General features: G+C 72.6%; 22 protein-coding genes. 16 read left to right on the top strand and 6 right to left on the bottom strand.

The window, feature by feature from the left end:
* Window positions 1–12 precede the first annotated feature (12 nt).
* From F1721_RS17300 to F1721_RS17260, 9 genes are all read left to right on the top strand, one after another.
* On the top strand, window positions 13–270 hold the full coding sequence (locus F1721_RS17300) for a hypothetical protein (RefSeq protein ID WP_150067719.1): 258 nt from the start codon (window positions 13–15) through the stop codon (window positions 268–270).
* A gap of 63 nt (window positions 271–333) precedes the next feature.
* Complete coding sequence (locus F1721_RS17295) at window positions 334–1,323, top strand: hypothetical protein (RefSeq protein WP_150067718.1); 990 nt, start codon at window positions 334–336, stop codon at window positions 1,321–1,323.
* A gap of 72 nt (window positions 1,324–1,395) precedes the next feature.
* Window positions 1,396–2,910 carry an aldehyde dehydrogenase family protein gene (locus tag F1721_RS17290; RefSeq protein ID WP_150067717.1) on the top strand — a complete coding sequence of 505 codons (1,515 nt, stop codon included), beginning with the start codon at window positions 1,396–1,398 and terminating at the stop codon, window positions 2,908–2,910.
* Window positions 2,911–3,047: 137 nt separating this feature from the next.
* On the top strand, window positions 3,048–4,043 hold the full coding sequence (dhaK, locus tag F1721_RS17285) for a dihydroxyacetone kinase subunit DhaK (RefSeq protein WP_150067716.1): 996 nt from the start codon (window positions 3,048–3,050) through the stop codon (window positions 4,041–4,043).
* Window positions 4,044–4,057: 14 nt separating this feature from the next.
* Window positions 4,058–4,696: a dihydroxyacetone kinase subunit DhaL gene (dhaL, locus tag F1721_RS17280; RefSeq protein WP_150067715.1), complete on the top strand. Its 639-nt coding sequence runs from the start codon at window positions 4,058–4,060 to the stop codon at window positions 4,694–4,696.
* On the top strand, window positions 4,693–5,370 hold the full coding sequence (dhaM, locus tag F1721_RS17275; RefSeq protein ID WP_150067714.1) for a dihydroxyacetone kinase phosphoryl donor subunit DhaM: 678 nt from the start codon (window positions 4,693–4,695) through the stop codon (window positions 5,368–5,370). Before dhaL ends, dhaM begins: the two co-directional genes overlap by 4 nt.
* 179 nt (window positions 5,371–5,549) lie before the next feature.
* On the top strand, window positions 5,550–6,521 hold the full coding sequence (locus tag F1721_RS17270; protein ID WP_150067713.1) for a DUF3558 domain-containing protein: 972 nt from the start codon (window positions 5,550–5,552) through the stop codon (window positions 6,519–6,521).
* Window positions 6,522–6,542: 21 nt separating this feature from the next.
* The gene (locus F1721_RS17265) at window positions 6,543–6,851 is read left to right on the top strand and encodes a hypothetical protein (protein WP_211840502.1); all 309 of its coding nucleotides are present in this window, start codon (window positions 6,543–6,545) and stop codon (window positions 6,849–6,851) included.
* A gap of 46 nt (window positions 6,852–6,897) precedes the next feature.
* On the top strand, window positions 6,898–7,647 hold the full coding sequence (locus tag F1721_RS17260) for an alpha/beta hydrolase (RefSeq protein ID WP_150067712.1): 750 nt from the start codon (window positions 6,898–6,900) through the stop codon (window positions 7,645–7,647).
* Window positions 7,648–7,783: 136 nt separating this feature from the next.
* On the opposite strand, the gene F1721_RS17255 is transcribed toward F1721_RS17260, so the two are convergent.
* Entirely contained in the window at window positions 7,784–8,293 is a 510-nt protein-coding gene (locus F1721_RS17255; RefSeq protein ID WP_246155075.1) for a GNAT family N-acetyltransferase, read from the bottom strand.
* A 78-nt stretch (window positions 8,294–8,371) separates the two neighbouring features.
* A complete protein-coding gene (locus F1721_RS17250; RefSeq protein WP_170301518.1) occupies window positions 8,372–8,890 on the bottom strand; it encodes a GNAT family N-acetyltransferase in 519 nt (172 codons plus the stop codon).
* Between the two features lie 218 nt (window positions 8,891–9,108).
* Between F1721_RS17250 and F1721_RS17245 the strand changes: the two genes are divergently transcribed.
* The 3 genes from F1721_RS17245 to F1721_RS17235 are packed head-to-tail and all read left to right on the top strand — an operon-like array spanning window position 9,109 to window position 13,026.
* Complete coding sequence (locus F1721_RS17245) at window positions 9,109–9,873, top strand: 3-hydroxybutyrate dehydrogenase (protein ID WP_150067710.1); 765 nt, start codon at window positions 9,109–9,111, stop codon at window positions 9,871–9,873.
* 29 nt (window positions 9,874–9,902) lie between these two features.
* Window positions 9,903–11,240 carry an MFS transporter gene (locus F1721_RS17240; protein ID WP_150067709.1) on the top strand — a complete coding sequence of 446 codons (1,338 nt, stop codon included), beginning with the start codon at window positions 9,903–9,905 and terminating at the stop codon, window positions 11,238–11,240.
* A gap of 4 nt (window positions 11,241–11,244) precedes the next feature.
* A complete protein-coding gene (locus tag F1721_RS17235; protein WP_150067708.1) occupies window positions 11,245–13,026 on the top strand; it encodes a helix-turn-helix domain-containing protein in 1,782 nt (593 codons plus the stop codon).
* 110 nt (window positions 13,027–13,136) lie between these two features.
* On the opposite strand, the gene F1721_RS17230 is transcribed toward F1721_RS17235, so the two are convergent.
* The gene (locus F1721_RS17230; RefSeq protein WP_387511924.1) at window positions 13,137–14,384 is read right to left on the bottom strand and encodes a 3-hydroxybutyrate oligomer hydrolase family protein; all 1,248 of its coding nucleotides are present in this window, start codon (window positions 14,382–14,384) and stop codon (window positions 13,137–13,139) included.
* A 163-nt stretch (window positions 14,385–14,547) separates the two neighbouring features.
* On the opposite strand from F1721_RS17230, the gene F1721_RS17225 reads away from it, so the two are divergent.
* From F1721_RS17225 to F1721_RS17215, 3 genes are all read left to right on the top strand, one after another.
* Window positions 14,548–15,510, top strand: coding sequence for an extracellular catalytic domain type 1 short-chain-length polyhydroxyalkanoate depolymerase (locus F1721_RS17225; RefSeq protein WP_150067707.1), 963 nt, complete (start codon window positions 14,548–14,550; stop codon window positions 15,508–15,510).
* 122 nt (window positions 15,511–15,632) lie between these two features.
* Window positions 15,633–16,691, top strand: a complete 1,059-nt coding sequence (locus F1721_RS17220) for a metallophosphoesterase (protein WP_150067706.1) — start codon at window positions 15,633–15,635, stop codon at window positions 16,689–16,691.
* A gap of 76 nt (window positions 16,692–16,767) precedes the next feature.
* A complete protein-coding gene (locus F1721_RS17215) occupies window positions 16,768–17,583 on the top strand; it encodes an alpha/beta fold hydrolase (RefSeq protein ID WP_150067705.1) in 816 nt (271 codons plus the stop codon).
* 6 nt (window positions 17,584–17,589) lie between these two features.
* On the opposite strand, the gene F1721_RS34460 is transcribed toward F1721_RS17215, so the two are convergent.
* The 3 genes from F1721_RS34460 to F1721_RS17205 all read right to left on the bottom strand — a co-directional run bounded on the left by F1721_RS34460 (window position 17,590) and on the right by F1721_RS17205 (window position 20,723).
* Window positions 17,590–17,754 (bottom strand): hypothetical protein, encoded by a 165-nt coding sequence (locus tag F1721_RS34460; protein ID WP_170301517.1) that lies wholly within the window; start codon window positions 17,752–17,754, stop codon window positions 17,590–17,592.
* Window positions 17,755–17,860: 106 nt separating this feature from the next.
* A complete protein-coding gene (locus tag F1721_RS17210) occupies window positions 17,861–18,682 on the bottom strand; it encodes a MerR family transcriptional regulator (RefSeq protein WP_150067704.1) in 822 nt (273 codons plus the stop codon).
* Window positions 18,683–18,857: 175 nt separating this feature from the next.
* Window positions 18,858–20,723 (bottom strand): M protein, encoded by a 1,866-nt coding sequence (locus F1721_RS17205; protein WP_150067703.1) that lies wholly within the window; start codon window positions 20,721–20,723, stop codon window positions 18,858–18,860.
* A gap of 294 nt (window positions 20,724–21,017) precedes the next feature.
* On the opposite strand from F1721_RS17205, the gene F1721_RS17200 reads away from it, so the two are divergent.
* Complete coding sequence (locus F1721_RS17200) at window positions 21,018–21,416, top strand: SPW repeat protein (protein WP_150067702.1); 399 nt, start codon at window positions 21,018–21,020, stop codon at window positions 21,414–21,416.
* Window positions 21,417–21,482: the final 66 nt, after the last annotated feature.

Raw genomic sequence — 21,482 nt, 5'->3', positions numbered from 1 at the left:
GGAGGTCTTCCCATGTCCGGTCGTTCCGGCCACACCGCGGGTGCCTTCGACATCCGCACCGTCATCGCGCTGCTGTTCGTCATCTACGGCGCGGTGCTCGTCGTCGTCGGCGTGGTGCAGCCGCACGCCGAGATCGAGAAGTCCGCCGGGGTGAACATCAACCTGTGGGCGGGCATCGGCATGCTCGTCTTCGCCGCGGCGTTCATCACCTGGGCCCGGCTGCGCCCGATCGCGGTGCCCGACCAACCCGCGGAGACCGCCGAGCAGTGAGGTAGCCGGTCGAACGACCGGTTCCCGTCCCGGGCCCGCAGGTCGATCGCTAGTGTGATCGACGTGTTCCGACCCGTGCCCCTGATCGCCGCGCTGCTCAGCGCGCTGGCCGCGGCCGGCTGCGCTGCGTCGCCCGGGATCGAGCCGACCGTCTCCGAGCGGCGGACCGTCGACCTGCCCGACGTCCCGGTGGACCAGCCGGGCGCGCTGCTGGACCCGGCGTTCGCGCCGGAGCGGCTGCGCGGGGTCGACGTGTGCGGCACGCTGCGGGCCACCGGCCTGGAGCAGTACGGCCGGCCGAACCCGGAGTTCAGCCCCAGCGGGCTCGGGACCTGCTCGAACTACATGAAGGACCACGACGGCGAGGACTTCAACGCGACCCTGTACTTCGACTACGGGGTGCAGGACCCGAGCCGCCACCGGATCGGCGGGCTGCCCGCGCAGATCAGCGAGAGCTCCGGGACCTGCTTCGCGAGCGCCGCGCACACCGGCGCCGACCTGAAGGCGTTCGGCGTCGCGCGCGGCCTGGCGATCCAGCTCTCCGGTTCGCAGACCGACATCTGCTCGCCCGCGGTGCAGATGCTGACCGACGCGATCGACGTGGTGCGGACCGCGCCGCCGGTCAACGCGCGGACCTCGGGCGGCCTGGCCGGTTTCGACCCCTGCCAGATCGCCGACCCCGCGGTGCTGCGCGACGCCCTGGCGGGCGGCGCCCCGGACGACGAGGGCGGTCGCGGCCTGTACGAGTGCTCGTGGGTCGCGGAGAACGGCGTCGCGGCGAAGGTGAAGTTCGAGCTCGGCCAGATGGAGCGCACCGACGTACCGCCGGGCACGCCGCCCCCGCCGCCGATCGACCTGGGCGGCGCCCCGACAACGGTGCAGGTCCGCACCGATCCACCGGCTTGCGCGGTCGAGTGGCAGCACCGCAGGACCGCGACCGGCACCGAGTTCGTGCACGTCGAGATCTCGAACCTGCGGCGCATCCCGATGGACCCCTGCGTCAGCGCCGCGAACCTGGCCCGGCAGGTGCGGGCGAAGCTGCCCGCGGCGTGACGGTCCCGGTCGGCCCCCGGATTCCGTAGGCTGCACGATGACAACGACCGATGTAGAGGTGGGAGGCCGGCCATGACCCAGACCGCCCGAGGCGACGTCGAAGCTCCGTCCGCGACCAGCGCGGATCCCGCGACGTTCGAATCGATCGACCCCCGCACCGGCGAGGTCGTGGGGCGCCATCCGATCCACGACGCGGCCGAGGTCGAGGCCCGCGTGGCAGCCGCCCGCGCCGCCCAGGAGGCCTGGGCCGAGCTCGGCTTCTCCGGGCGCAAGCAGCGGCTCGACGCGTGGCGCAAGCTGCTGGCCAAGCGCGTGGACGAGCTGGCCGGGGTGATCTGCGCGGAGACCGGCAAACCGCTCGACGACGCCCGGCTGGAACTCGTGCTGGTGATCGACCACCTGCACTGGGCGGCGAGCAACGCGGAGAAGGTGCTCAAGCGCCGAAAGGTCTCCTCCGGCGTGCTGATGGTCAACCAGACCGCCACCGTCGAATACCTGCCGTTCGGCGTGATCGGCGTGATCGGGCCGTGGAACTACCCGGCGTTCACGCCGATGGGCTCCATCGCCTACGCGCTGGCCGCGGGCAACGCGGTGGTGTTCAAGCCCAGCGAGCTCACCCCCGGCGTCGGGCAGTGGCTGGTCGACAGCTTCGCCGAGGCGGTCCCGGAGCACCCGGTCCTGCGGCTGGTGACCGGCTTCGGGGAGACCGGGGCGGCGCTGTGCCGGTCCGGGGTGGACAAGGTCGCCTTCACCGGTTCCACCGCCACTGGCAAGCGGGTGATGGCCTCCTGCGCGGAGAACCTGGTCCCGGTGCTGGTCGAGTGCGGCGGCAAGGACGCGCTGATCGTCGACGCCGACGCCGATCTGGCCGCGGCCGCCGACGCCGCGGTGTGGGGCGCGATGTCCAACGCCGGGCAGACCTGCATCGGTGTGGAGCGGGTGTACGCGGTGGACGCGGTCGCCGACCGGTTCACCGAGATGATCCGCGAGCGCGCCGAGAAGCTGCGGCCGGGCGGTGAGCCGGGCGCCAACTTCGGGCCCATCACGATGCCCTCGCAGGTCGACGTGATCCGCAGGCACATCGACGACGCGCTGGAGCGCGGCGGTCGCGCGCTGGTCGGCGGCCAGCACTCGGTGCGCCCGCCGTTCGTGGAGCCGGTGGTGCTCGCCGACGTGCCGGAGGACTCCCTCGCGGTCACCGAGGAGACCTTCGGGCCCACCATCGTCGTGCAGCGGGTCCGCGACGTCGACGAGGCGGTGACCCGCACCAACGCCACCCGCTACGGGTTGGGCGCGACGGTGTTCTCCCGCTCCCGGGGCGCGGAGCTGGCGCGGCGGCTGCGCAGCGGCATGGTCGCGGTGAACTCGGTCGTCGCGTTCGCCGGGGTTCCCTCGCTGCCGTTCGGCGGGGTCGGCGACTCCGGTTTCGGCCGGATCCACGGCGCCGACGGGCTGCGCGAGTTCACCCGTCCCCAGTCGGTGACCCGCCTCCGGTACCGGATCCCGCTGAACCCGATGAACTTCGGCCGCTCGAAGGGCACCATCCGGCGCATGGTGCGGCTGATCAAGTTGGTGCGCGGGCGCTGATCGACTCGCCGTTTCCGCTGGGCTTGCGCCGGGGGTGACAGGAAGGTTCCCTTGCTCTCGCACCCCCGGCCGGGCCCGGGGGCGCTCCGGACAGCACACGGCGCGGCGGTGAGCGGCGCAGGCAAGGAGGCCAGCGGGTGAAGAAGATCATCAACGATCCGGCGGCGGTGGTCGCGCAGTCGCTGCAGGGCATGGCCGCGGCGCACCCCGACCTGCTGCGGGTGCGCACCGATCCGGCGGTGATCGTGCGCGCGGACGCTCCGGTGGCGGGCAAGGTCGCGGTGGTGTCCGGCGGTGGTTCCGGGCACGAGCCGCTGCACGGCGGGTTCGTGGGGCCCGGGATGCTGGCCGCGGCCGTGCCGGGCGCGGTGTTCACCTCGCCGACCCCGGACGCGGTGCAGGCGGCGATCGAGGAGACCAACGCCGGGGCCGGTGTGCTGCTGGTGGTCAAGAACTACACCGGTGACGTGCTCAACTTCGAGACCGCCGCGGAGCTGGCCGGGCTGGACGGCGTCGCGGTGCGCAGCGTCATCGTGGACGACGACGTGGCGGTGAAGGACTCCACCCACACCGCCGGTCGGCGCGGGGTGGGCGGCACGGTGCTGCTGGAGAAGATCGTCGGCGCGGCCGCCGAGCAGGGCGCCGACCTGGACCGCTGCGAGGAGCTGGCCCGCCGGGTGGTGGCCCGGGTGCGGTCGATGGGCATGGCCCTGACCGCGCCGACCGTGCCGCACGCCGGGCAGCCCAGCTTCGACCTCGGCCCCGACGAGGTGGAGATCGGCATCGGCATCCACGGCGAACCCGGCCGGGCCCGGGTGCCGCTGACCTCGGCGGACGAGATCGTGCGGCAGCTGCTGGAGCCGATCCTGGCGGACCTGCCGTTCGAGTCCGGCGACGAGGTGCTGCTGTTCACCAACTCGATGGGCGGCACCCCGCTGCTGGAGCTCTACCTGGCGCACGGCATCGCGGAGCGGCTGCTGGCCGAGCGCGGCATCCGCGTGCGGCGGCGCCTGGTCGGCCCGTACATCACGAGCCTGGAGATGCAGGGCATGAGCCTGACCCTGCTGAAGCTGGACGACGAGCTCACCGAGCTCTGGGACGCGCCGGTGCACACCGCCGCGCTGCACTGGTGAGGGAGAAACGCCGGATGGGTTGCACTGCACAAGACGTGATCGCGGCGCTGCGGGCGGGGGCGGCCACCGTCGCCGAGCACCGGGACGAACTGATCGAGCTGGACCGCGTGATCGGCGACGCCGACCACGGGGAGAACATGGACCGCGGCTTCCGCGCGGTGGTGGCCAAAGTGGACACCTCCGCCCCGGAGACGCCCGGCGCGGTGCTGAAGCTGTGCGCCACCGTCCTGATCTCGACCGTCGGCGGTGCCTCGGGGCCGCTGTACGGCACGGCGTTCCTGCGCGCCGCGGCCGCCGTCGGCGATGCGTCGGACCTCGACGGGGTGGCGGTCGCCAAGGCGGTGCAGGCCGGGCTGGAAGGCGTGGTCGCCCGCGGGCGCGCGGCGGCCGGGGACAAGACCATGGTCGACGCGCTGACCCCGGCGGTGGAGGCGGCCAAGACCGCCGCAGAGTCCGGTGAGAGCCCGGCGAAAGTGCTGGCCGCGGCCGCTGAAGCCGCCCACCGGGGCGCGCAGGCCACCGAACCGCTGGTGGCCCGCAAGGGCCGCGCGTCCTACCTCGGGGAGCGCAGCGCCGGGCACATCGACCCGGGCGCGCGCTCGACCGCGCTGCTGCTGTCCGCATTCGCCGAAGCCTCGGGAGCCCGCTCATGAGCGTCGGACTGGTCATCGTCTCGCACAGCGCCCGGCTCGCCGAAGGCGTCGTGGAACTCGCCCAGCAGATGGCGCCCGACGTGCGGGTGATCGCCGCCGGTGGGCTGCCGGACGGCAACGTCGGCACGGACTTCGAGAAGGTCTCGGCGGCCCTGTCGGACGCCAACACCGGCTCGGGCGCGGTGGTGCTCTACGACCTGGGCAGCGCCCAGATGATCGCCGAGCTCGCGGTGGAATCGCTCGGCGACCCGAGCACGGCCCTGGTCGTGGACGCGCCGCTGGTCGAGGGCGCGGTCGCCGCGGCCGTGGCCGCGCAGGGCGGCGAGCCGATGGCGGCGGTCGGCCGGGCCGCGGAAGCGGCGGCCGAGGGCGGCGAACTCGCCGAACCGGGCGCACCGGCCGCAGCGGACGAAGTCCGCGAGGAACTGGAGCTGACCAACGAGGTCGGCCTGCACGCGCGCCCGGCGGCGCTGCTCGCGCGCAGCCTGACCGGGCTGCAGGCCAACGTCAAGATCAGCCTCGGCGACAACGAGGCCGACGCGGCCAGCGTCCTGGGCGTGATGGGGCTGGGCGCCCGGCAGGGCGACCGGATCGTCCTGCACGCCAACGGCCCCGACGCGAGCCAGGCGATCGAGCGCATCCTCGACCTGGCCAAGCGCAACTTCGACGAATAGCCCTACCCGAGGAGCGGGGGAGCCTTCCTGGCCGGTGTGACAGGAAGGTTCCCTTGCTCGCTTTTCGCGGCCGGTGGGTGACAGGAAGGTTCCCATGCTCGCGGCGCCCGGCGGGGTGCGTGACAGGAAGGTTCCCTTGCTCACCGCTCCGAGTCGCCGCGCCGGGTTAGGGTGGGTTGATGTCGCCGCGTCTCCGCCACCGAGGCCTGCCGCTGCTGTTGTTCTGGGTGCTGCTGGTGGCGGGGTGCACTCCCGGCGGTGCACCGCACGCGCCCGCCGCGCCGCAGCAGGACGGCACCGCGCGGGCCGTGCTCGGTGATCTGCGCACAGTGGACCCGTGCACGTTGACCGATCCCGCCGCGCTGCAGGCGTTCGGGTCCGCGGAGAACGCTGGCACCGTTTCGCTGGACTACTGCCTGCTGCACGTCAAGCTCGCGAACGGTTCGCTGGTGCAGCTCGCGGTCGGCGAGCTGGGCCAGGCCCCGGACCGGCCGGGGGATCCGGTCGTGCCGCGCGGTTCGCTGCGGATCGTGCAGAACGCGCCGCTGCCCGGGCACTGCACCCGGCAGGTCCTGTTCGCCGACGACGTCGCCCTGCGGGTCAGCGCTGACCTGCTGGTGGGCGATCCGGCGTCCGGGTTGTGCGGCATCGCCGAGGCCGGTGCGGACGCGGCCGCCGCCGCGCTCGAACAGCACCGCGTCGGGCACCGGGACTTCCCGGCGGATTCGCTGGCCCTGGTCGACCCGTGCGACGTGCTGGACTCCGCCGCCGTGCAGCAGGTGCCGGGGCTGGAGGAGGCCCAGGGGCAGCCGAGCCCCGCCGGGCACCAGTGCTCCTGGGGCGAGCAGGTCGCCGATTCGCCGCGCGTGCAGCTCACCCACACCGCGGGCGAGCCGCCGAGGGTGCTGCACGGGGCGGCCGTCGAGGAGACGATCGCCGGGCGCCGCACCGTGGTCAGCGTGGTCGGCGGCGATCCGCAGCTCCCGCTGTGCTCGGCCGAGACCGGGCACCTGCCGTTCGGCGCCGCCGGGCAGGTCGAGGTCGCGCAGCTGGTGGTGGCCGTGCCGGGCATGACCGGGATCGACGCCTGCGAGTTCGCCCGCGGCCTGGCCGGGCAGGCTTGGCCGCACCTGCCGCCGCCCGCCCCGTAGCCGGACCGTTACGGTTGTCGCGTGCCCAGACGCAACCGACCGCAGCGCCGCCCGACGGCTGACACCAGCCACCGCGCGATGGGTACTGCCTTCGGCGCGTCCCGCGTCGAGCACGGTCCGGACGGCGAGTGGATGGTGCGCACCGTCCCCGCCGCGCAGGCCACCAAGGTCTACCGGTGCCCCGGCTGCGACCACGAGATCCGGCCCGGCGTCGCGCACGTGGTGGCGTGGCCGAGCGCGGCGCACGGCGGCGTCGAGGAGCGGCGCCACTGGCACAACGGCTGCTGGAGCGCGCGGTCCCGCCGCGGTCCGACGCGGCGCTGGTCGTAGCACGTCACACCGTGTCGGCCACCCGTCCGTGGCAGGATCGGGGGCGATGAGCACCGAGATCCGCGCCAACACCGTGCTGCCTGCCCGCCGCGAGCAGATCACCCTGCACACCGCCGACGGCCTGCAGCTGATCGGCGAGCTCGCCCTGCCGGAGTCCCGGCCGCCGCGGGCCACGCTGATCTGCCTGCACCCGCTGCCCACCCACGGCGGCATGATGGACTCGCACATCTACCGCAAGGCGGCGTTCCGGCTGCCCGCGCTGGCCGATCTCGCGGTGCTGCGGTTCAACACGCGCGGCACGGCCAGCGAGGCGGGCCGCAGCGAGGGCAGCTTCGACGGCGGCAACGCCGAGCGGTTCGACGTGGCGGCGGCGCTGGAGTTCGCCGAGTTCCACGACCTGCCGAACGTGTGGCTGGTGGGCTGGTCGTTCGGCACCGACCTGACCCTGGTGCACGGCCTGGACCCGCTGGTGGAGGGCGCGGTGCTGATCTCCCCGCCGCTGCGCTGGAGCACCGAGGAGCACCTGCGAGCCTGGGCGGAGTCGGGCAAGCCGGTGCACGCGCTGATCCCGGAGTTCGACGACTACCTGCGCCCGGACGAGGCGCGCAAGCGCTTCGCCGCCATCCCGCAGGCCGAGGTGACCGGCTTCCCGGACACCAAGCACCTGTGGGTCGGCAAGGCCGAGGACGCGCTCGACGCGATCGTGCGCACGGTGGCCCCGGACGTGCCGACCCCGCTGCCGCGCACCTGGGACGGGCCGTCGGAGACCCGCCAGGTCACCATCGTCAACTCCTGACCTCGGCCGGAGCGGCCAGCGGCAGCGCGAGCAGGGCGATCACCGCGCCCACCAGGAACGTGGCGGGCAGGCCGAGCTGGTCGGCCAGCCCGCCGAACGCCACCGGGCGCGGTGAGTGACAGGAAGGTTCCCATCCTCACGTCGACCGGAACACCAGCTCCGGACGACCGTCGCGGCGGCGCTCCTGGTGCAGCGCGAAGCCGAGCTTCTCGGCGACGCGGACCGAGGGCGCGTTGCCGGTGTCCGTCACGATCACCACGGGGCGCTCGGTGCGGTGCCGCTTCGCCCAGCACAGGGCTGTTTCGGCCATTTCCGGTGCGTAGCCGTTGCCCCACGCGCTCGGCCAGAGCCGGTAGGCGAGGTTCAGCACCGGTTCGCCGTCCTCCTCCGCGTGCCGCACGCCGCCGAAGCCGATCACCTCGCCGGTTCCGGCGAGGCGGATCGTCCAGTAGCCGATGCCGTTGGTCGCCCAGTCCCGCAGGAAGCGGTCGAACAGCTCGCGGGCCTGCTCGGGGGTTCGTCGCGACCAGCCGTCGTGCGGGTAGGCCTCCGGAGCGCTGTGCACCGCGATGAACGCGTCGGCGTCGGCGGGACGGAGGCGGCTCAGCACCAGCCGCTCGGTGCGGATCTCCGCTGGCTCGACCACGCCGTGGACGGTAGTCCGCGACCCGTCGCTGAGCAGCTGGTTTTCGGGGCGGGTGACAGGAAGGTTCCCATGCTCACGTCAGCGCGCGGGCGCGAGCCGGAACACCACCTCGGGCCAGCCGTCGCGCTCGCGTTCCGAGTGCCGCGCGAAGCCGAGCTTCTCGGCGATCCGGATCGACGGGGAGTTGCCGACGTCGGTCGTGATCACCACGGGCCGGTCGGGCCGGTGCTGCCGCGCCCAGCTGATCGCCGCCCGGGCCATCTCCGTCGCGTAGCCGTTGCCCCACGCGGTCGGGAAGAACCGGTAGAAGAGGTTGAGCACCGGGTCGTCGTCCTCGTCCTTGTGCTGGACGCCGCCGAAGCCGATCACCTCGCCGGAGGTGGCGAGCCGGATGGTCCAGTAGCCGATGCCGTCCGCAGCCCACTTCTCGCGGAACCAGTCGAGCTGTTCGCGGGCCTGCTCCGGGGTTCGCTGGAACCTGCTGTCGTGGGGGTAGGCCTCGGGGGTGCCGTGCAGGGCGATGAACGCGTCGGCGTCGGCGGGCTGGATGCGGCTCAGCACGAGCCGCTCGGTGCGGATCTCTTCTGGCTCCACCATGCCGTGGACGGTAGTCCGCCGCCCCGTCGCCGAGCAGCTGGTTTGCGGCTGGAGGTGACAGGAAGGTTCCCATGCTCGCATCGGCGCAGTCCGGTGGATGACAGGAAGGTTCCCATGCTCACCCACCGAAGCATGGGCGGCAGAGCCACAAGATCGCGCCGACTTGTGGTGCTCGGGCACATAGGCCAGCGGCGCGCAGCGGCTTAACGTCCTACGGCATGAGTGACAACGGGCACGGCGGGACGCTGGGCGGGCGGGTGGCCCTGGTGACCGGTGCGGGCAGCGGGATCGGGCGGGCGTGCGCTCGGGCGCTCGCTGCCGACGGGGCCGAGGTGCACGTCGTCGATCTCGACGGGGCGGCCGCCGAGCGGGTCGCCGCGGAGGTCGGCGGCCGGGCGCACGTGGTGGACCTCGCCGATCCCGGGGCCGTCGGAGCGCTGCCCGCGCAGGTCGACGTCCTGGTCAACAACGCCGGTTTCCAGCACGTCGCGCCGCTGCCGGAGTTCCCGCTGGACACCTTCACCCGCATGCAGCAGGTGATGGTGACCGCCCCGTTCCAGCTCGTGCGCAACGCGCTGCCGCACATGTACCGGCGGGGCTGGGGGCGCATCGTGCACGTCTCCAGCGTGCACGGGCTGCGCGCCAGTCCGTTCAAAGCCGGTTACGTGACCGCCAAGCACGCCCTCGAAGGACTGTCCAAAGTGGTCGCGCTGGAGGGGGCGGCGCGCGGCGTGACGAGCAACTGCGTCAACCCCGGGTACGTCGACACGCCGCTGGTGCGCGCGCAGATCGCCGATCAGGCGGCCGCGCACGGGATCGAGGAGTCCGAAGTGGTCGCGGATGTGCTGCTGCGGCGCGCCGCGCTCAAGGAGCTGATCGCCCCTGAGCGGGTCGCCGAGCTCGTGCGCTGGCTGTGCGGGGACCACGCGGCCCACGTCACCGGGGTTTCGCTTCCGATGGACGGCGGCTGGACCGCCGCCTGAAAAGGCACTGACACGAAGGAGTGTTCGCCTTGGCCAGCAACAGACCCGGCAACTCGCGGGGCGGTTCGATCGCGCGGGTCGTCGGCGCCAGCCTGATCGGCACCACCGTCGAGTGGTACGACTTCTTCCTCTACGGCTCGGCCGCCGCGCTGGTGTTCAACCAGCTGTTCTTCCCGGAGGCCGATCCGCTCACCGGCACCCTGCTGGCGTTCACCACTTACGCGATCGGGTTCCTGGCCCGGCCGCTGGGCGGGCTGGTGTTCGGCCACTTCGGCGACCGGGTGGGGCGCAAGAAGCTGCTGGTGGTGAGCCTGCTGATGATGGGCGGCGCCACCTGCGCGATGGGGCTGCTGCCCACCTACGCCGCGGTGGGCGCGCTCGCGCCGATCCTGCTCACGCTGCTGCGGCTGGTGCAGGGGTTCGCGCTCGGCGGGGAGTGGGGCGGCGCGGTGCTGATCGTGTCCGAGCACGGCGACGACCGCCGCCGCGGGTTGTGGGCGTCGTGGCCGCAGTGCGGTGCGCCGGGCGGCAACCTGCTGGCCACCGCGGTGCTCGCGGTGCTGGCCGCGACGCAGTCCGACGAGCAGTTCCTGGCCTGGGGCTGGCGCGTCCCGTTCCTGCTGTCCGGGGTGCTGGTGGTGATCGGGCTGTGGATCCGGATCGCGGTCAGCGAGTCGCCGGTGTTCCTCGACGCCCAGCGCAAGGCCGAGCAGCGCAGCGAGCACGTGCCGGTGGTGGCGGTGTTCCGGGACCACTGGCGCGAGGTGCTGATCACCATCGGGGCGCGGATGGCGGAGAACGTCTCCTACTACGTGCTGACCGCGTTCATCCTGGTCTACGTGACCGGCCCGCTGGAGCTGCCGAAGTCGGTCGGGCTGAACGCGGTGCTGATCGGCTCCGCGCTGCACTTCCTGGCCATCCCGCTGTGGGGCGCGCTGTCGGACCGGGTGGGCCGCAAACCGGTCTACCTGTTCGGCGCGGTGGCGATGGCAGTGTGGGGCTTCGCGTTCTTCGCGCTGCTGGACAGCCGGTCGCCGTGGGTGATCACGCTGGCCACCACCGTCGGGCTGCTGCTGCACGGTGCGATGTACGGGCCGCAGGCGGCGTTCTTCGCCGAGCAGTTCAGCACCCGGGTCCGCTACACCGGTCTCTCCGTCGGCGGTCAGCTGTCCTCGATCGCGGCGGGCGCGCTGGCGCCGATCATCGCGGTGGCACTGCTGCAGGCCTTCGGCAACACGGTGGCGGTGTCGGCGTACCTGCTGGCGATGTGCGGGCTCACCGTCGTGGCGGTGCTGGTGGCTCGGGAGACCGCGGGCAGTTCGCTGCACGACGACGCCCCGCGGGGGCAGGCCGCGGTGCCAAGATGAGCGGGTGAACGACGACGTGGTCCGGCTGCTCGAACTGCTCGCCACCGGCGCGGGCAGCGAGCAGCTGGCGCACGTCGCGGTGGAGAACCCGCAGCTGAGCCGGGCGACCGCGCTGGCGCTGCGGATCCACAGCACGCTCAGCGCGCACCGCCGCCGGGAGGCCGAGCTCAGCGCGCTGTTCGACACCGCGAGCGACCTGGCCCGGCTGCGCGACACCGACGCGGTGCTGCGCTCGATCGTGCGCCGGGCCCGCACGCTGCTCGGTGTGGACGTCTCGTACCTGAGCCTCAACGACGAGGCCGCGGGCCGCACCTACATGCGGGTCACCGACGGTTCGGTGTCGGCGCTGTTCCAGAAGGTGACGCTGGGCATGGGGGAGGGCTTGGGCGGGCTGGTCGCGCAGACCGCCCAGCCGTACGCGACCCGCGACTACTTCGGCGACGAGCGGTTCCGGCACACCGGTCCGATCGATTCGGCGGTCCGCGACGAGGGGCTGACCGCGATCCTGGGCGTGCCGCTGGCGCTCGGCGACCAGGTCATCGGCGTGCTCTACGCCTCGGACCGCACCCGCCGCGAGTTCACCCCGGACGAGATCGCGCTGCTGTCGTCGCTGGCCGACCACGCCGCGATCGCGCTGGACAACGCCGCGCTGCTGGAGGAGATCAGCGAGCAGAGCGAGGCGCTGCACCGCGCGGAGGAAGCCCACGACCGGCTCATGGACCTGGTGCTGCGGGGCGCCGACGTGCCGGAAGTGGCGGCCGCGGTCGCCGACGTCCTGCACGGCCAGATCGGCCTGTTCGACGCCGACGGCGCGGAGCTGACCAACGCCGACCCGGTGCCCCCGGTCCCGCCTGCGGACGCCGTCGCCGCCTCCCGCGCCAGCGGGCGCGCGATGTCCACATCGGACGGGTGGGTGTGCGCGGTGCACGCCGGGCCGGAACTGCTCGGCAGCATCGTGCTTTCCGGTCGCGGCGACCTCGTGGACGCCGACCGCAGGCTCTTCGAGCGCGCTGCGGTGGTCACGGCACTGCTGCTGATGCTGCGCCGGTCGGTCGCCAAAGCCGAGGACGAGGTGCGCGGCGAGCTGCTCACCGACCTGCTCACCGCGCCCGAGCGGAACCCCGGCGCGCTGCTGGCCCGGGCCGAGCGGCTGGGCCTGGACCTGGCTCAACCGCACGCCGTGCTCATCGCGCACGCCGAACGCGTCCCGCGCACGCGGCTGGCGGTGGCCGCCGGTCGCTGCGCGGCGCTCGCCGGGATCCACGCCGAGGAAGTCGTCCTCCTGGTCCCGGCCACCGATCCGGGGCCGCTCGCCGCCCGCACCGCCGAGACCCTGCGGTCCGCAGTGGACGGTCCGGTCACGGTGGGGGCCTCCGGCCCGGCGCACGGACCGCAGGAGATCGCGGCGGCGCACGCCGAAGCCGCTCGGTGCCTGCGCGCTCTGCTCGCGCTCGGGCGGATCGGCGAGGGCGCGTCGATGGACGGCTTGGGCTTCCTGGGAGTGCTGCTCGGCGAGCAGACCGACCTGCACGGCTTCGTGCGGCGCACGATCGGTCCCGTGCTCGACTACGACGCCCGCCGGGGCACCGAACTGCTCGCCACGCTGCACGCGTACTTCGGCTCCAGCGCGAACCTCTCCCGCGCCAAGGACGTGCTCCACGTGCACGTCAACACCGTCGTGCAGCGGCTCGACCGCATCGGCTCGCTGCTCGGCGCGGACTGGCAGACACCGGACCGGGCGCTGGAGATCCAGCTGGCCCTGCGCCTGCACACCCTGCAGACCTAGCTCGAAGCGCCGCGAATCGACCAGCCGCCGGATCTCCGCAGGTCACGAGGCGGGGCAGGGGTGCGCCGGGTGACAGGAAGGTTCCCATCCTCGCAGAACGGGCCGACCGGTCAGCCGCGCAGCCAGGCCCGCAGCTCGTCGAACGCGTCGCGGAAGTGCGGGGCGAGCGGCCGCAGCCCGGGGAACTCGTCCACGAGGCCGTCGGTGTGGTTGCCGTTCTCGATCCGGTGGTAGCGGTGCAGGTCGCCGCGGCCGCTGGCGGCCACCATCCCGGCGTAGACGTCCGAGCTGCGGCTGATCGGCAGCAGCGAGTCCAGGGTGCCGTGCAGGGTGATCAGCGGTTTGCCGATGCGCCCGGTCAGCGCGATGCGCTCGACCGCCCGGTGCACCTCCGCGGGCCGCGCGGCGTAGTCGTAGTCGGCGTCGCAGCCCGGGGTCCCGGTGCGGCAGAACGGGATCCCGGCCTGCCGGTCGCCGTCGAAGCCGGGGTCGAACTCCTCGCGGTAGATCCGCTGCGTCAGGTCCCAGTAGACGCGGTGGTGGTAGTCCCACAGGAACTGCGATCCCGGCGCGAAACCCGCGGCCAGGACAGCGCGTTCGTCCCCGGCGGGGTAGGCGCGCAGCGCGGTGGGCAGGAACGTCAGCAGGTTGTCGCGCTGCGTCCACAGCGCGCCCTCCCAGTCGACCCCGCCGTCGTAGAGCCACGGCCGGTTCTCCAGCTGCCAGCGCACCAGGTAGCCGCCGTTGGACAGCCCGGCGGCGATGGTCTGCGACGGCGGTCGGCCGTAGTGGCGCCAGGTCGTGAGCTTGGCGGCGACGGTCAGCTCGGTGAGCCGGTGGTGCCACTCGGCCACGGCGTCGCCCGGCCGGTCGCCGTCGGTGAAGAACTCCGCGCCGGTGTTGCCCTTGTCGGTGGCGGCGAAGGCGTACCCGGCGGCCAGGACGTGGTCGGCGATCGCCCGGTCGTTGGCGTACTGCCTGCGGTTGCCCGGGGTTCCGGAGACGACCAGACCGCCGTTCCACCGCTCCGGCAGGCGCAGCACGAACTGGGCGTCGTGGTTCCAGCCGTGGTTTCCGTTGGTCGCGGAGGTGTCCGGGAAGTAGCCGTCGATCTGCCGCCCCGGCACCGGCGGCGGCGCGGGCAGGTCCGCGGCGGTCAGCCCGGCCCAGTCAGCCCGGACGGTGTGCCCGGAGGTCAGCGTCCCGGTGGTCGTCAGGTCGTCCAGGCACGCCGATTCCTGGTGCGCGGCACCGGGAACCCGCACCTCGGGGCCGCACTGCGGCGCGGCGGACGCGGTCGGGACGAGCAACGCGCCGGTCAGCAGTCCGGCGGACAGCAGCGCGGTTCCCCTGCGCACGGCGGCACCTCCTCGTGGTCGCCCGGTCACGGTAGGGGCGCGGCGGGGAGCCCGGACATGTGGGCGAGGCACACAAACCGGGGTTCGGGAGTAGCGACGTCCACTGTGGAGCACTCGGCGCGGCCGCTCCTAACGTGGTCCGAACCACGAGGAGGTGGTTCGGATGCGCGTGTTCTCCCTAGTCCTGACGGTGCTGCTCGCGGCGGTCGTGGCAGCTCCGACGGCTTCGGCGGCCGAACTCCGGGAAGTGACCGGGTTCGGCACCAATCCCGGTGCGCTGCGCATGTTCGAGTACGTCCCCGACGGGTTGCCGGAAGGACGACCGGTGGTCGTCGCGCTGCACGGCTGCACCCAGGACGCGGCGGGCTACGGCACCGGCGCGGGCTGGGTGGAACTGGCCGACCGCGCGCAGTTCACCCTCGTGCTGCCGCAGCAGGAGCAGGCCAACAACGCCAACCGGTGCTTCAACTGGTTCCAGAGCGGGGACACCGCGCGCGGCAGCGGCGAGGCCGAGTCGATCGCGCAGATGGTCCAGCGCGCCATCGGTGACACCGGTGCGGACCCGGCGCGGGTCCACGTCACCGGGCTGTCCGCGGGCGGGGCGATGACCGCGGTGATGCTCGCCGCTTACCCGGACGTGTTCGCCGGGGGCGGTGTCGTCGCGGGCGTTCCGCACGGTTGTGCGTCGACGATGCCCGATGCGTTCACCTGCATGAACCCCGGCAAGGACCGCACGCCCCAGCAGTGGGGCGACGCGGTGCGCGGCGCCAGCTCCCACCAGGGGCCGTGGCCGACGCTGAGCATCTGGCACGGCACCGCCGACTACACCGTGGCACCGGCGAACCAGCGCGAACTGGTCGAGCAGTGGACGAACGTGCACGGCATCCCGGCCACCCCGACGTCCACCGACACCATCGCGGGCTACCCGCACGAGAGCTACGCCGACAGCTCCGGGCGCACCCTGGTCGAAACGGTCTCCGTCACCGGGATGGGGCACGGTCAGCCGATCGATCCCGGCACCGCTGACGGACAGTGCGGGCAGGCCGGTCCGTACCTGCTCGACGTCGACGTCTGCGCCTCCTGGCATCTCAGCAGGTCCTGGGGGCTGCTGGCCGGGGTGGGATGACAGGAAGGTTCCCATGCTCGCAGAACGCGGTCTCCGCCCGCCGCAGATGTTTCCGCGCTCCTCCCGCTCCGTTCACCTGAAGTAGGGAACGGTTGGTTCGACGGTACGTAGCGTCTGTCCGCATGCGAGAACAGCACACCATCGGGCGCCGGGAACTGCTGGCCGGAGCGGTCGTCGCCGCCGTCGGAGTCGGCCTGACGCCGGTCGCGGCATCGGCGAGCACGCGGAAGTTCCCGCTGCCCACTACCCGGGAGCTCACCGTCCTCGTCACCGGTGACGCGGGCACCGGCGCGCCCGAGCAGTACGCGGTGGCCGCGGCGGCCCGGCGCGTGGCTGCGGAGAAGGGCTGTTCGCTGGCCGTCGGGCTCGGCGACAACCTCTACCTGGACGGGCCGGAGAGCGCGGACGACGACGAGTTCCAGACCAAGTTCGAGCAGCCCAACGCCGGGATCGACGTGCCGTGGCTGATGATCCTCGGCAACCACGACGTCAGCGGACTGGTGCCGGGCGGCGGTGACGGCCCTGCGCGCGGCGACTACGAGGTGGCCTACCACGACAGCTCCCAGCGCTGGTACATGCCGGACCGCTACTACTCGGTGCCGCTGCCGGACGGTTCGCCGAACCCGGTGGTGGAGTTCTTCGCGCTGGACAGCAACCCGGTCGCGTCGTTCCTGCCGCAGCTCGACCCGCGCTACACCTGGGACGGCCCGTACATGCGGGAGCAGCGCGCCTGGCTGGACGCGAAGCTGGCCGAGTCGAGGGCGAGCTGGAAGATCGTGCTGGCGCACCACCCGTACATCAACAACGGGCCGTACGGGAACGCCGGTGCGTACAACGGCGTCACCGCCGACGACTACGCCAGCGGGAAGCACCTGAAGGAGCTGTACGAGGAGATCGTGCTGGGCCGGGCGGACCTCATCATGTCCGGGCACGACCACTGCTCGCAGATCCTCGCCCCGGTGCGCGGCACCCAGCAGATCGTGTGCGGCGCGTCCTCGCAGACCGAGAGCGGTCAGAGCAACGTCACCAACGACTTCCACTGGCAGGACTTCGCCCACCGCGGCTTCATGACGCTGTCCATCACCGAGTCCGCGATCACCGTCGACGCCTACCTCGTCGAGTCGGCGGACCCCGCGACCGCGACGGCGGTCCTCGCCCACAGCCACACGGTGCGGAGGTGAGGATGGGAACCTTCCTGTCAGCTGCCGCGCCGCGCGCCACCCCGCTGCCGGGCTGCGGGTGCGGGACGATGGGGTGATGCACTACATCGAATCGGGTGTCGGAACACCGCTGGTGCTGCTGCACGCGTTCCCCGCGGATGCGCGGATGTGGAACTCGGCCCGCGCCTTGCTGGAGGAGCAGGCGCGGGTGATCGCGCCGGACCAGCGGGGGTTGGGGGAGAGCCCGCTGGACGGCTCGTGGGCGCGGAGCCTGGCCGAACCCAGCGACAGCCGCTGGGCGGCCGAGAACCCGAGCATCGACACCGCGGCCAGGGACATCGTGGAACTGCTCGACCGGCTGGAACTGCCGAAGGTCGTGCTGGGCGGTTGCTCCATGGGCGGCTACGTCGCGATGGCCGTGCTGCGTGCTGCGCCGCAGCGCGTCGCCGGGCTGCTGCTGGTCGACACGAAAGCCGTTGCGGACAACGACGAGCAGCGCGCCAACCGTCTCAACGCCGCGGACCGCGCGGAGCGCGAAGGCACGAGCGGATGGCTAGCCGACAGCACGCTGCCCAACGTCCTCGGACGCACTACGCACGAGCAGCGCCCCGCGGTGCTTAAGCAGGTTCGGGAGTTGATCGAAGCGCAGCCTGCAGAAGGCGTTGCCTGGGCGCAGCGCGCGATGGCAGGCCGCCCGGACAGCACTGACGCGCTGCGGGCTTTCACCGGGCCCGCGCTGGTGGTCGTGGGCGAGGAAGATCGCCTCACGCCCCCGGAGCACGCCCGCGAACTCGCGGACGTGCTGCCGGGAGGTGAGCTCGTGACGCTGCCCGGCGCAGGTCACCTGCCGCCGGTCGAGACACCGGACGAGTTCGCCGGTGTCGTCCGACCGTGGCTGGCCGAGCTGGGCTGACCGGCGCTAGTCGTCGTCCTTGCCGGGCAGGCGCGAGTCCTGCTCGTTCGACTTCGCCTCGGTCCGCCGCAGCTCGTCGGCCATCTCGCTGGGCAGCACGAAGTACTGACCCGACTTCCGCCTCGCCCGGGCGTTGGCGTCATCACCGGTCGGCGACTCCTGGTCCACCATCGATGTGGTCCTTTCCGTGGGCGCACTGCCTTCAACCACCCCTCGGCAGTAAGGGAGGACCGACGACTGGATCGATGACGCTCACCCGATTTGAGCAGGAGAAACGTCAGCTGGTCCGGATGGGTGACTGGATCTCGGTGACCATTCCGGCCGGGTCCTCCGGACAGGCGAGGGTGACCTCGCGCTCGCTGCCGGTCGGCTGGTGCCCGGCGGCCTCCATCCACTGCGCCAGCGCCTGGTAGGCGGGCAAGCAGTCGTCCATCGAACCGCGGTGCACGATGGTGGCCGCCTGCGGCACCGCGGGCAGGTCCACCACGGCGAACTCGAACGCCGGATCCGGATCGGCGTTGATCGGCAGCCCCGCGTGCACGACCACGGTGTCGCTGTCCTCGCCGCCCTCGTAGTAGGCGGTCGCCGGACCGACCGGCGCCACCCCGGCCCGCTCCAGCGCCGCGCACAGCTCGTCGTAGAGCCCCTGGATCACCGGGCCGATCGACTGCGGATCCATGTTCCGCGCCGTGCCGGACAACTCGGCCAGCCGCACCGCGGGCAGGGACTTGACGGTCACTTCTTCGGCAGGCATGGTGCCCTCCGCTTCGATCACCTGGAGCCGCGCCCGCACGTCGGCCAACCGGGCCGTGTCCGCCGCGATCTGGTTCTCCAGCTCCGCCTGCCGCAGCTTGAGCATGCCGCGCAGCTGCTCGGCGCTGAACTCCTCGCCGAGGATCTGCTGCACCTGCTGCAGGGTGAACCCGAGCTCCTTCAGCGCGACGATCCGGTTGAGCCGGGCGAGCTGGGCCGCGTGGTAGGCCCGGTGCCCGGTGGACCGGTCGACGTGGGCGGGCGGCAGCAGCCCGATGGCGTCGTAGTGGCGCAACATCCGGACCGACACCCGCCCGTGCCTGGCGAAGTCTCCAATGCTGAACATGACACCCCCGGTCTACGACCTACCACCGTGTCAGGTGCAAGCGCGGTTCAGCGGCCGTCGGCCCGCGGCTGGCGGCGAGCACCCGCCGGATGCGGGAAGGGCACCTCTCCGCGCGGGGGAGGTGCCCTTCGTGGTTCGCCCGACCGATCGCTGCTGAGCGGTCCAGGACCTGGTGTCAGCGGCGCTGCTGGCTGGTGGTCTGCGAGCGCTGACCGCCCTTGCCGTTCTTCTCCGGGACCGGCAGCTGGATCCGGCGGGTCGGCTCGTCGTGCGAGTTGTGCTGGGGTTTCGCGCCCTGGCCGCGGACCACGTCGCGGTGGATCTGCTCCGTCGGCCCGTCGTCCGCGGCTTCGCCGCTCGACGGCTTGCCGCCCTGCGGCTTCGGATTCGCCTGCTGCGCAGGCTTCTCCTTCGCTTCCGGCTGCGCGGGCTTCGCCTGCTTCGCCTCGGCCTCGGCGGGCTTCGCCTGCGGCGTCGCACCGGCTTGCGCCTGCGGCTTCGCGCCCGCCTGCGCGGGCTTCGCCTGCTGCGCTTCAGCCTCCGCGGGCTTCGCCTGCTGCGGCTGCTTCGCCTGCGCGGGCTTCGCGCCTGCGGCCTGCGGCGACTTCGTCGCCTCGGCCTTCGCTCCCGGCTGCGCGGGCTTCGCCGCTTCGGGGCCCTGCACAGCTTCGCGGCTGTCCTGGGCGAGGGCTTCTTCGGCGTCCTTGCGGGCTTGTTCGCGGGCTTCGGCCGCTGCTTCGCGGAGCTTCTCCTCCTCGGCGTCCTCCTGGTCGAGGCGTTCGAGGAGGGGCGTGGTCTGGCCGAGCATCTCGGCCGCGTCGCGGAGCTTCTTGGCCACCGCGTCGCGCAGCTGGGTCAGCGAGTGGACGTGCTCGTCGGCGTTGCGGAGGCGGCGCTGGACCTCTTCGGTGGTCGAGCCGAGGCGGATGCGGGCGTCCTCGCGGGCCGCGGCGACCAGGCGCTTGCTCTCGCGGGTGGCGTCGTCGATGAGGCGGGTGGCCTCCTCGGTGCACTCGCGGATCATGCGCTCGGACTTCTCGGTCGCCTCGCGGACCAGGCGCTCGGCCTCCTGCTTGGACTCGCGCAGCCGCTTCTCGGCGGCCTCCTTGCTCTCGCGCTCGCGCTTCTCCGCGGCTTCGATGCTCTCGCGCTCGCGCTTCTCGGCGGCTGCCTTGCTCTCGCGCTCCAGCTTGGCGGCCGCTTCGGTGCTTTCGCGCTCGCGCTTGTTGGCGGCCTCGGTGGACTCGCGGGTGAGCTTCTCGGCCTTGGCGGTCGCTTCGCTGACCAGGTGGTTGGCCTGGTCGGTGGCTTCGCGGACGCGGCGGTGGGCTTCGTTGGTGCCTTCGCGCAGGCGCCGGTTGGCCTCGTCGGTGGCCTCCCGGACGCGGCGCTCGGCCTCGGCCTTGCTGTTGGCCTCCTGCTCGGCCAGGGTGCGCATGGCCTCGCTGCGGCGCGCGGCCATCGCGATCTCGAAGTCCTCTTCGACCTGCGCCCGGCGGGCCTCGGACTCCTGGTCGGCGCGCTTGCGGTTCTCCTCGGCCTCGCGGGTGATCCGCTCCGCCTCGGACTTGGCCTTGTCCATCAGCGAGCGGTGCTCGGTCTCCATCTCGGAGCGCCGGCTGTCCACCTCGGCGAGCAGCCGCTCGTAGCGGGTGCGCAGGTTGGTGGCCTCGGCTTCGGAGCGCGCGCGGATCTGGGCCGCGTCGTTCTCGGCGCGGCTCCGGATCTCGTTGGCCTCGTCCTGGGCCAGGCGCAGCATCCGCTGCAGGCGTTCGCTGAGGCCCTCCAGCGTTGTCGGCGGCTTGGCCAGCCGGTCCACCTGCCCGCGCAGGTTCTCGATCTCGGAGCGGGCCGACTCCAGCTGCTTGGACAGGTCGTTGGCCTGGGAGACGGCGGCATCGCGATCCGCGCTCAGGATGCGGATGTCGGCGTCGAGCCGCTCCAGGTGCTCATCGACCTGGGCGCGGTCGTAGCCGTTCTTGCGAACGAGGTCGAAGCCCGATCCAAGAGGTAGCAAGTCGCGGTCGTCGGCAAGGCCCATGGCAACCAAGCTACCTGGAAGACGACGTTGTTGTGGGAGGTGTGGCGCGTATCAGCCGGATTTTCCGCGCCGCGCCCGCGAGCCGCCGCCGGGCGTGTCGCCCAACACCCGGCCCCGCCAACGGAAAGCGCCCGACCCCCGACCGGGTGGCGGGCCGGAGGTGATGAACCAGACAAACCGAGGACCCCCGGGCTGATCACGTCCCCGGGGGTCGCGCCCGGCCGCCGGGATTCGCCGGAGGGCACTTGACCGGCTGGCCAACCAAGCGTGCAATGGAGTTGTTGGTCGTGCTCAGTGGAGGTGATCGACGTGGCCGACAGGTCTAGCGGTTCGACTGCGAAGCCGTGGGTTCGCTGGCAGGACTGGGTCGGGGTGGTGCTGGGCGCCTACCTGATCATCGGGACCCTGTGGACGCCGACGAACGGGGCGGCGATGTCCGCGATGATCGTGCTGGGTGCGCTGCTGGTGCTGGCCAGCGTCTGGTCGTTGGCCATGCCCGGGTCGATGACCAGCGAGTACTGCCACATGCTGCTCGGCGCGCTGCTGTTCATCTCGCCGTGGGTCCTCGGGTACTCCGCGCTCATGGGGGCCTCGTGGACCTCCTGGATCGTCGGTGTGCTGGCGGTGCTCGCCGGCGCGGCCGCGCTCCCGGAGGCCAACGCCGCGCACCGCGGGATCGCCGGTCAGCACTGACGGCGGTGCGTGAGCGGGTGCAGCGCTCACGGTGCGGCGGGCGCGCGGCCCGGCGGTAGTCTCCGG

Source organism: Saccharopolyspora hirsuta, from assembly GCF_008630535.1.
Lineage (GTDB): Bacteria > Actinomycetota > Actinomycetes > Mycobacteriales > Pseudonocardiaceae > Saccharopolyspora > Saccharopolyspora hirsuta.
The sequence above is the reverse complement of the archived record's forward strand: the minus strand, read 5'-3'. Positions and strand labels throughout refer to the sequence as shown.

Bases quoted from the DNA above. Each gene is read 5' to 3' on its own strand.
- F1721_RS34460 (WP_170301517.1), bottom strand. From the start codon at position 17,754: ATGGTGGACCAGGAGTCGCCGACCGGTGATGACGCCAACGCCCGGGCG.
- F1721_RS17290 (WP_150067717.1), top strand. From the start codon at position 1,396: ATGACCCAGACCGCCCGAGGCGACGTCGAAGCTCCGTCCGCGACCAGC.
- F1721_RS17300 (WP_150067719.1), top strand. From the start codon at position 13: ATGTCCGGTCGTTCCGGCCACACCGCGGGTGCCTTCGACATCCGCACC.
- F1721_RS17215 (WP_150067705.1), top strand. From the start codon at position 16,768: ATGCACTACATCGAATCGGGTGTCGGAACACCGCTGGTGCTGCTGCAC.
- dhaM (WP_150067714.1), top strand. From the start codon at position 4,693: ATGAGCGTCGGACTGGTCATCGTCTCGCACAGCGCCCGGCTCGCCGAA.
- F1721_RS17260 (WP_150067712.1), top strand. From the start codon at position 6,898: ATGAGCACCGAGATCCGCGCCAACACCGTGCTGCCTGCCCGCCGCGAG.
- F1721_RS17270 (WP_150067713.1), top strand. From the start codon at position 5,550: ATGTCGCCGCGTCTCCGCCACCGAGGCCTGCCGCTGCTGTTGTTCTGG.
- F1721_RS17210 (WP_150067704.1), bottom strand. From the start codon at position 18,682: ATGTTCAGCATTGGAGACTTCGCCAGGCACGGGCGGGTGTCGGTCCGG.
- F1721_RS17225 (WP_150067707.1), top strand. From the start codon at position 14,548: ATGCGCGTGTTCTCCCTAGTCCTGACGGTGCTGCTCGCGGCGGTCGTG.
- F1721_RS17245 (WP_150067710.1), top strand. From the start codon at position 9,109: ATGAGTGACAACGGGCACGGCGGGACGCTGGGCGGGCGGGTGGCCCTG.
- F1721_RS17220 (WP_150067706.1), top strand. From the start codon at position 15,633: ATGCGAGAACAGCACACCATCGGGCGCCGGGAACTGCTGGCCGGAGCG.
- dhaL (WP_150067715.1), top strand. From the start codon at position 4,058: ATGGGTTGCACTGCACAAGACGTGATCGCGGCGCTGCGGGCGGGGGCG.
- F1721_RS17250 (WP_170301518.1), bottom strand. From the start codon at position 8,890: ATGGTGGAGCCAGAAGAGATCCGCACCGAGCGGCTCGTGCTGAGCCGC.
- F1721_RS17205 (WP_150067703.1), bottom strand. From the start codon at position 20,723: ATGGGCCTTGCCGACGACCGCGACTTGCTACCTCTTGGATCGGGCTTC.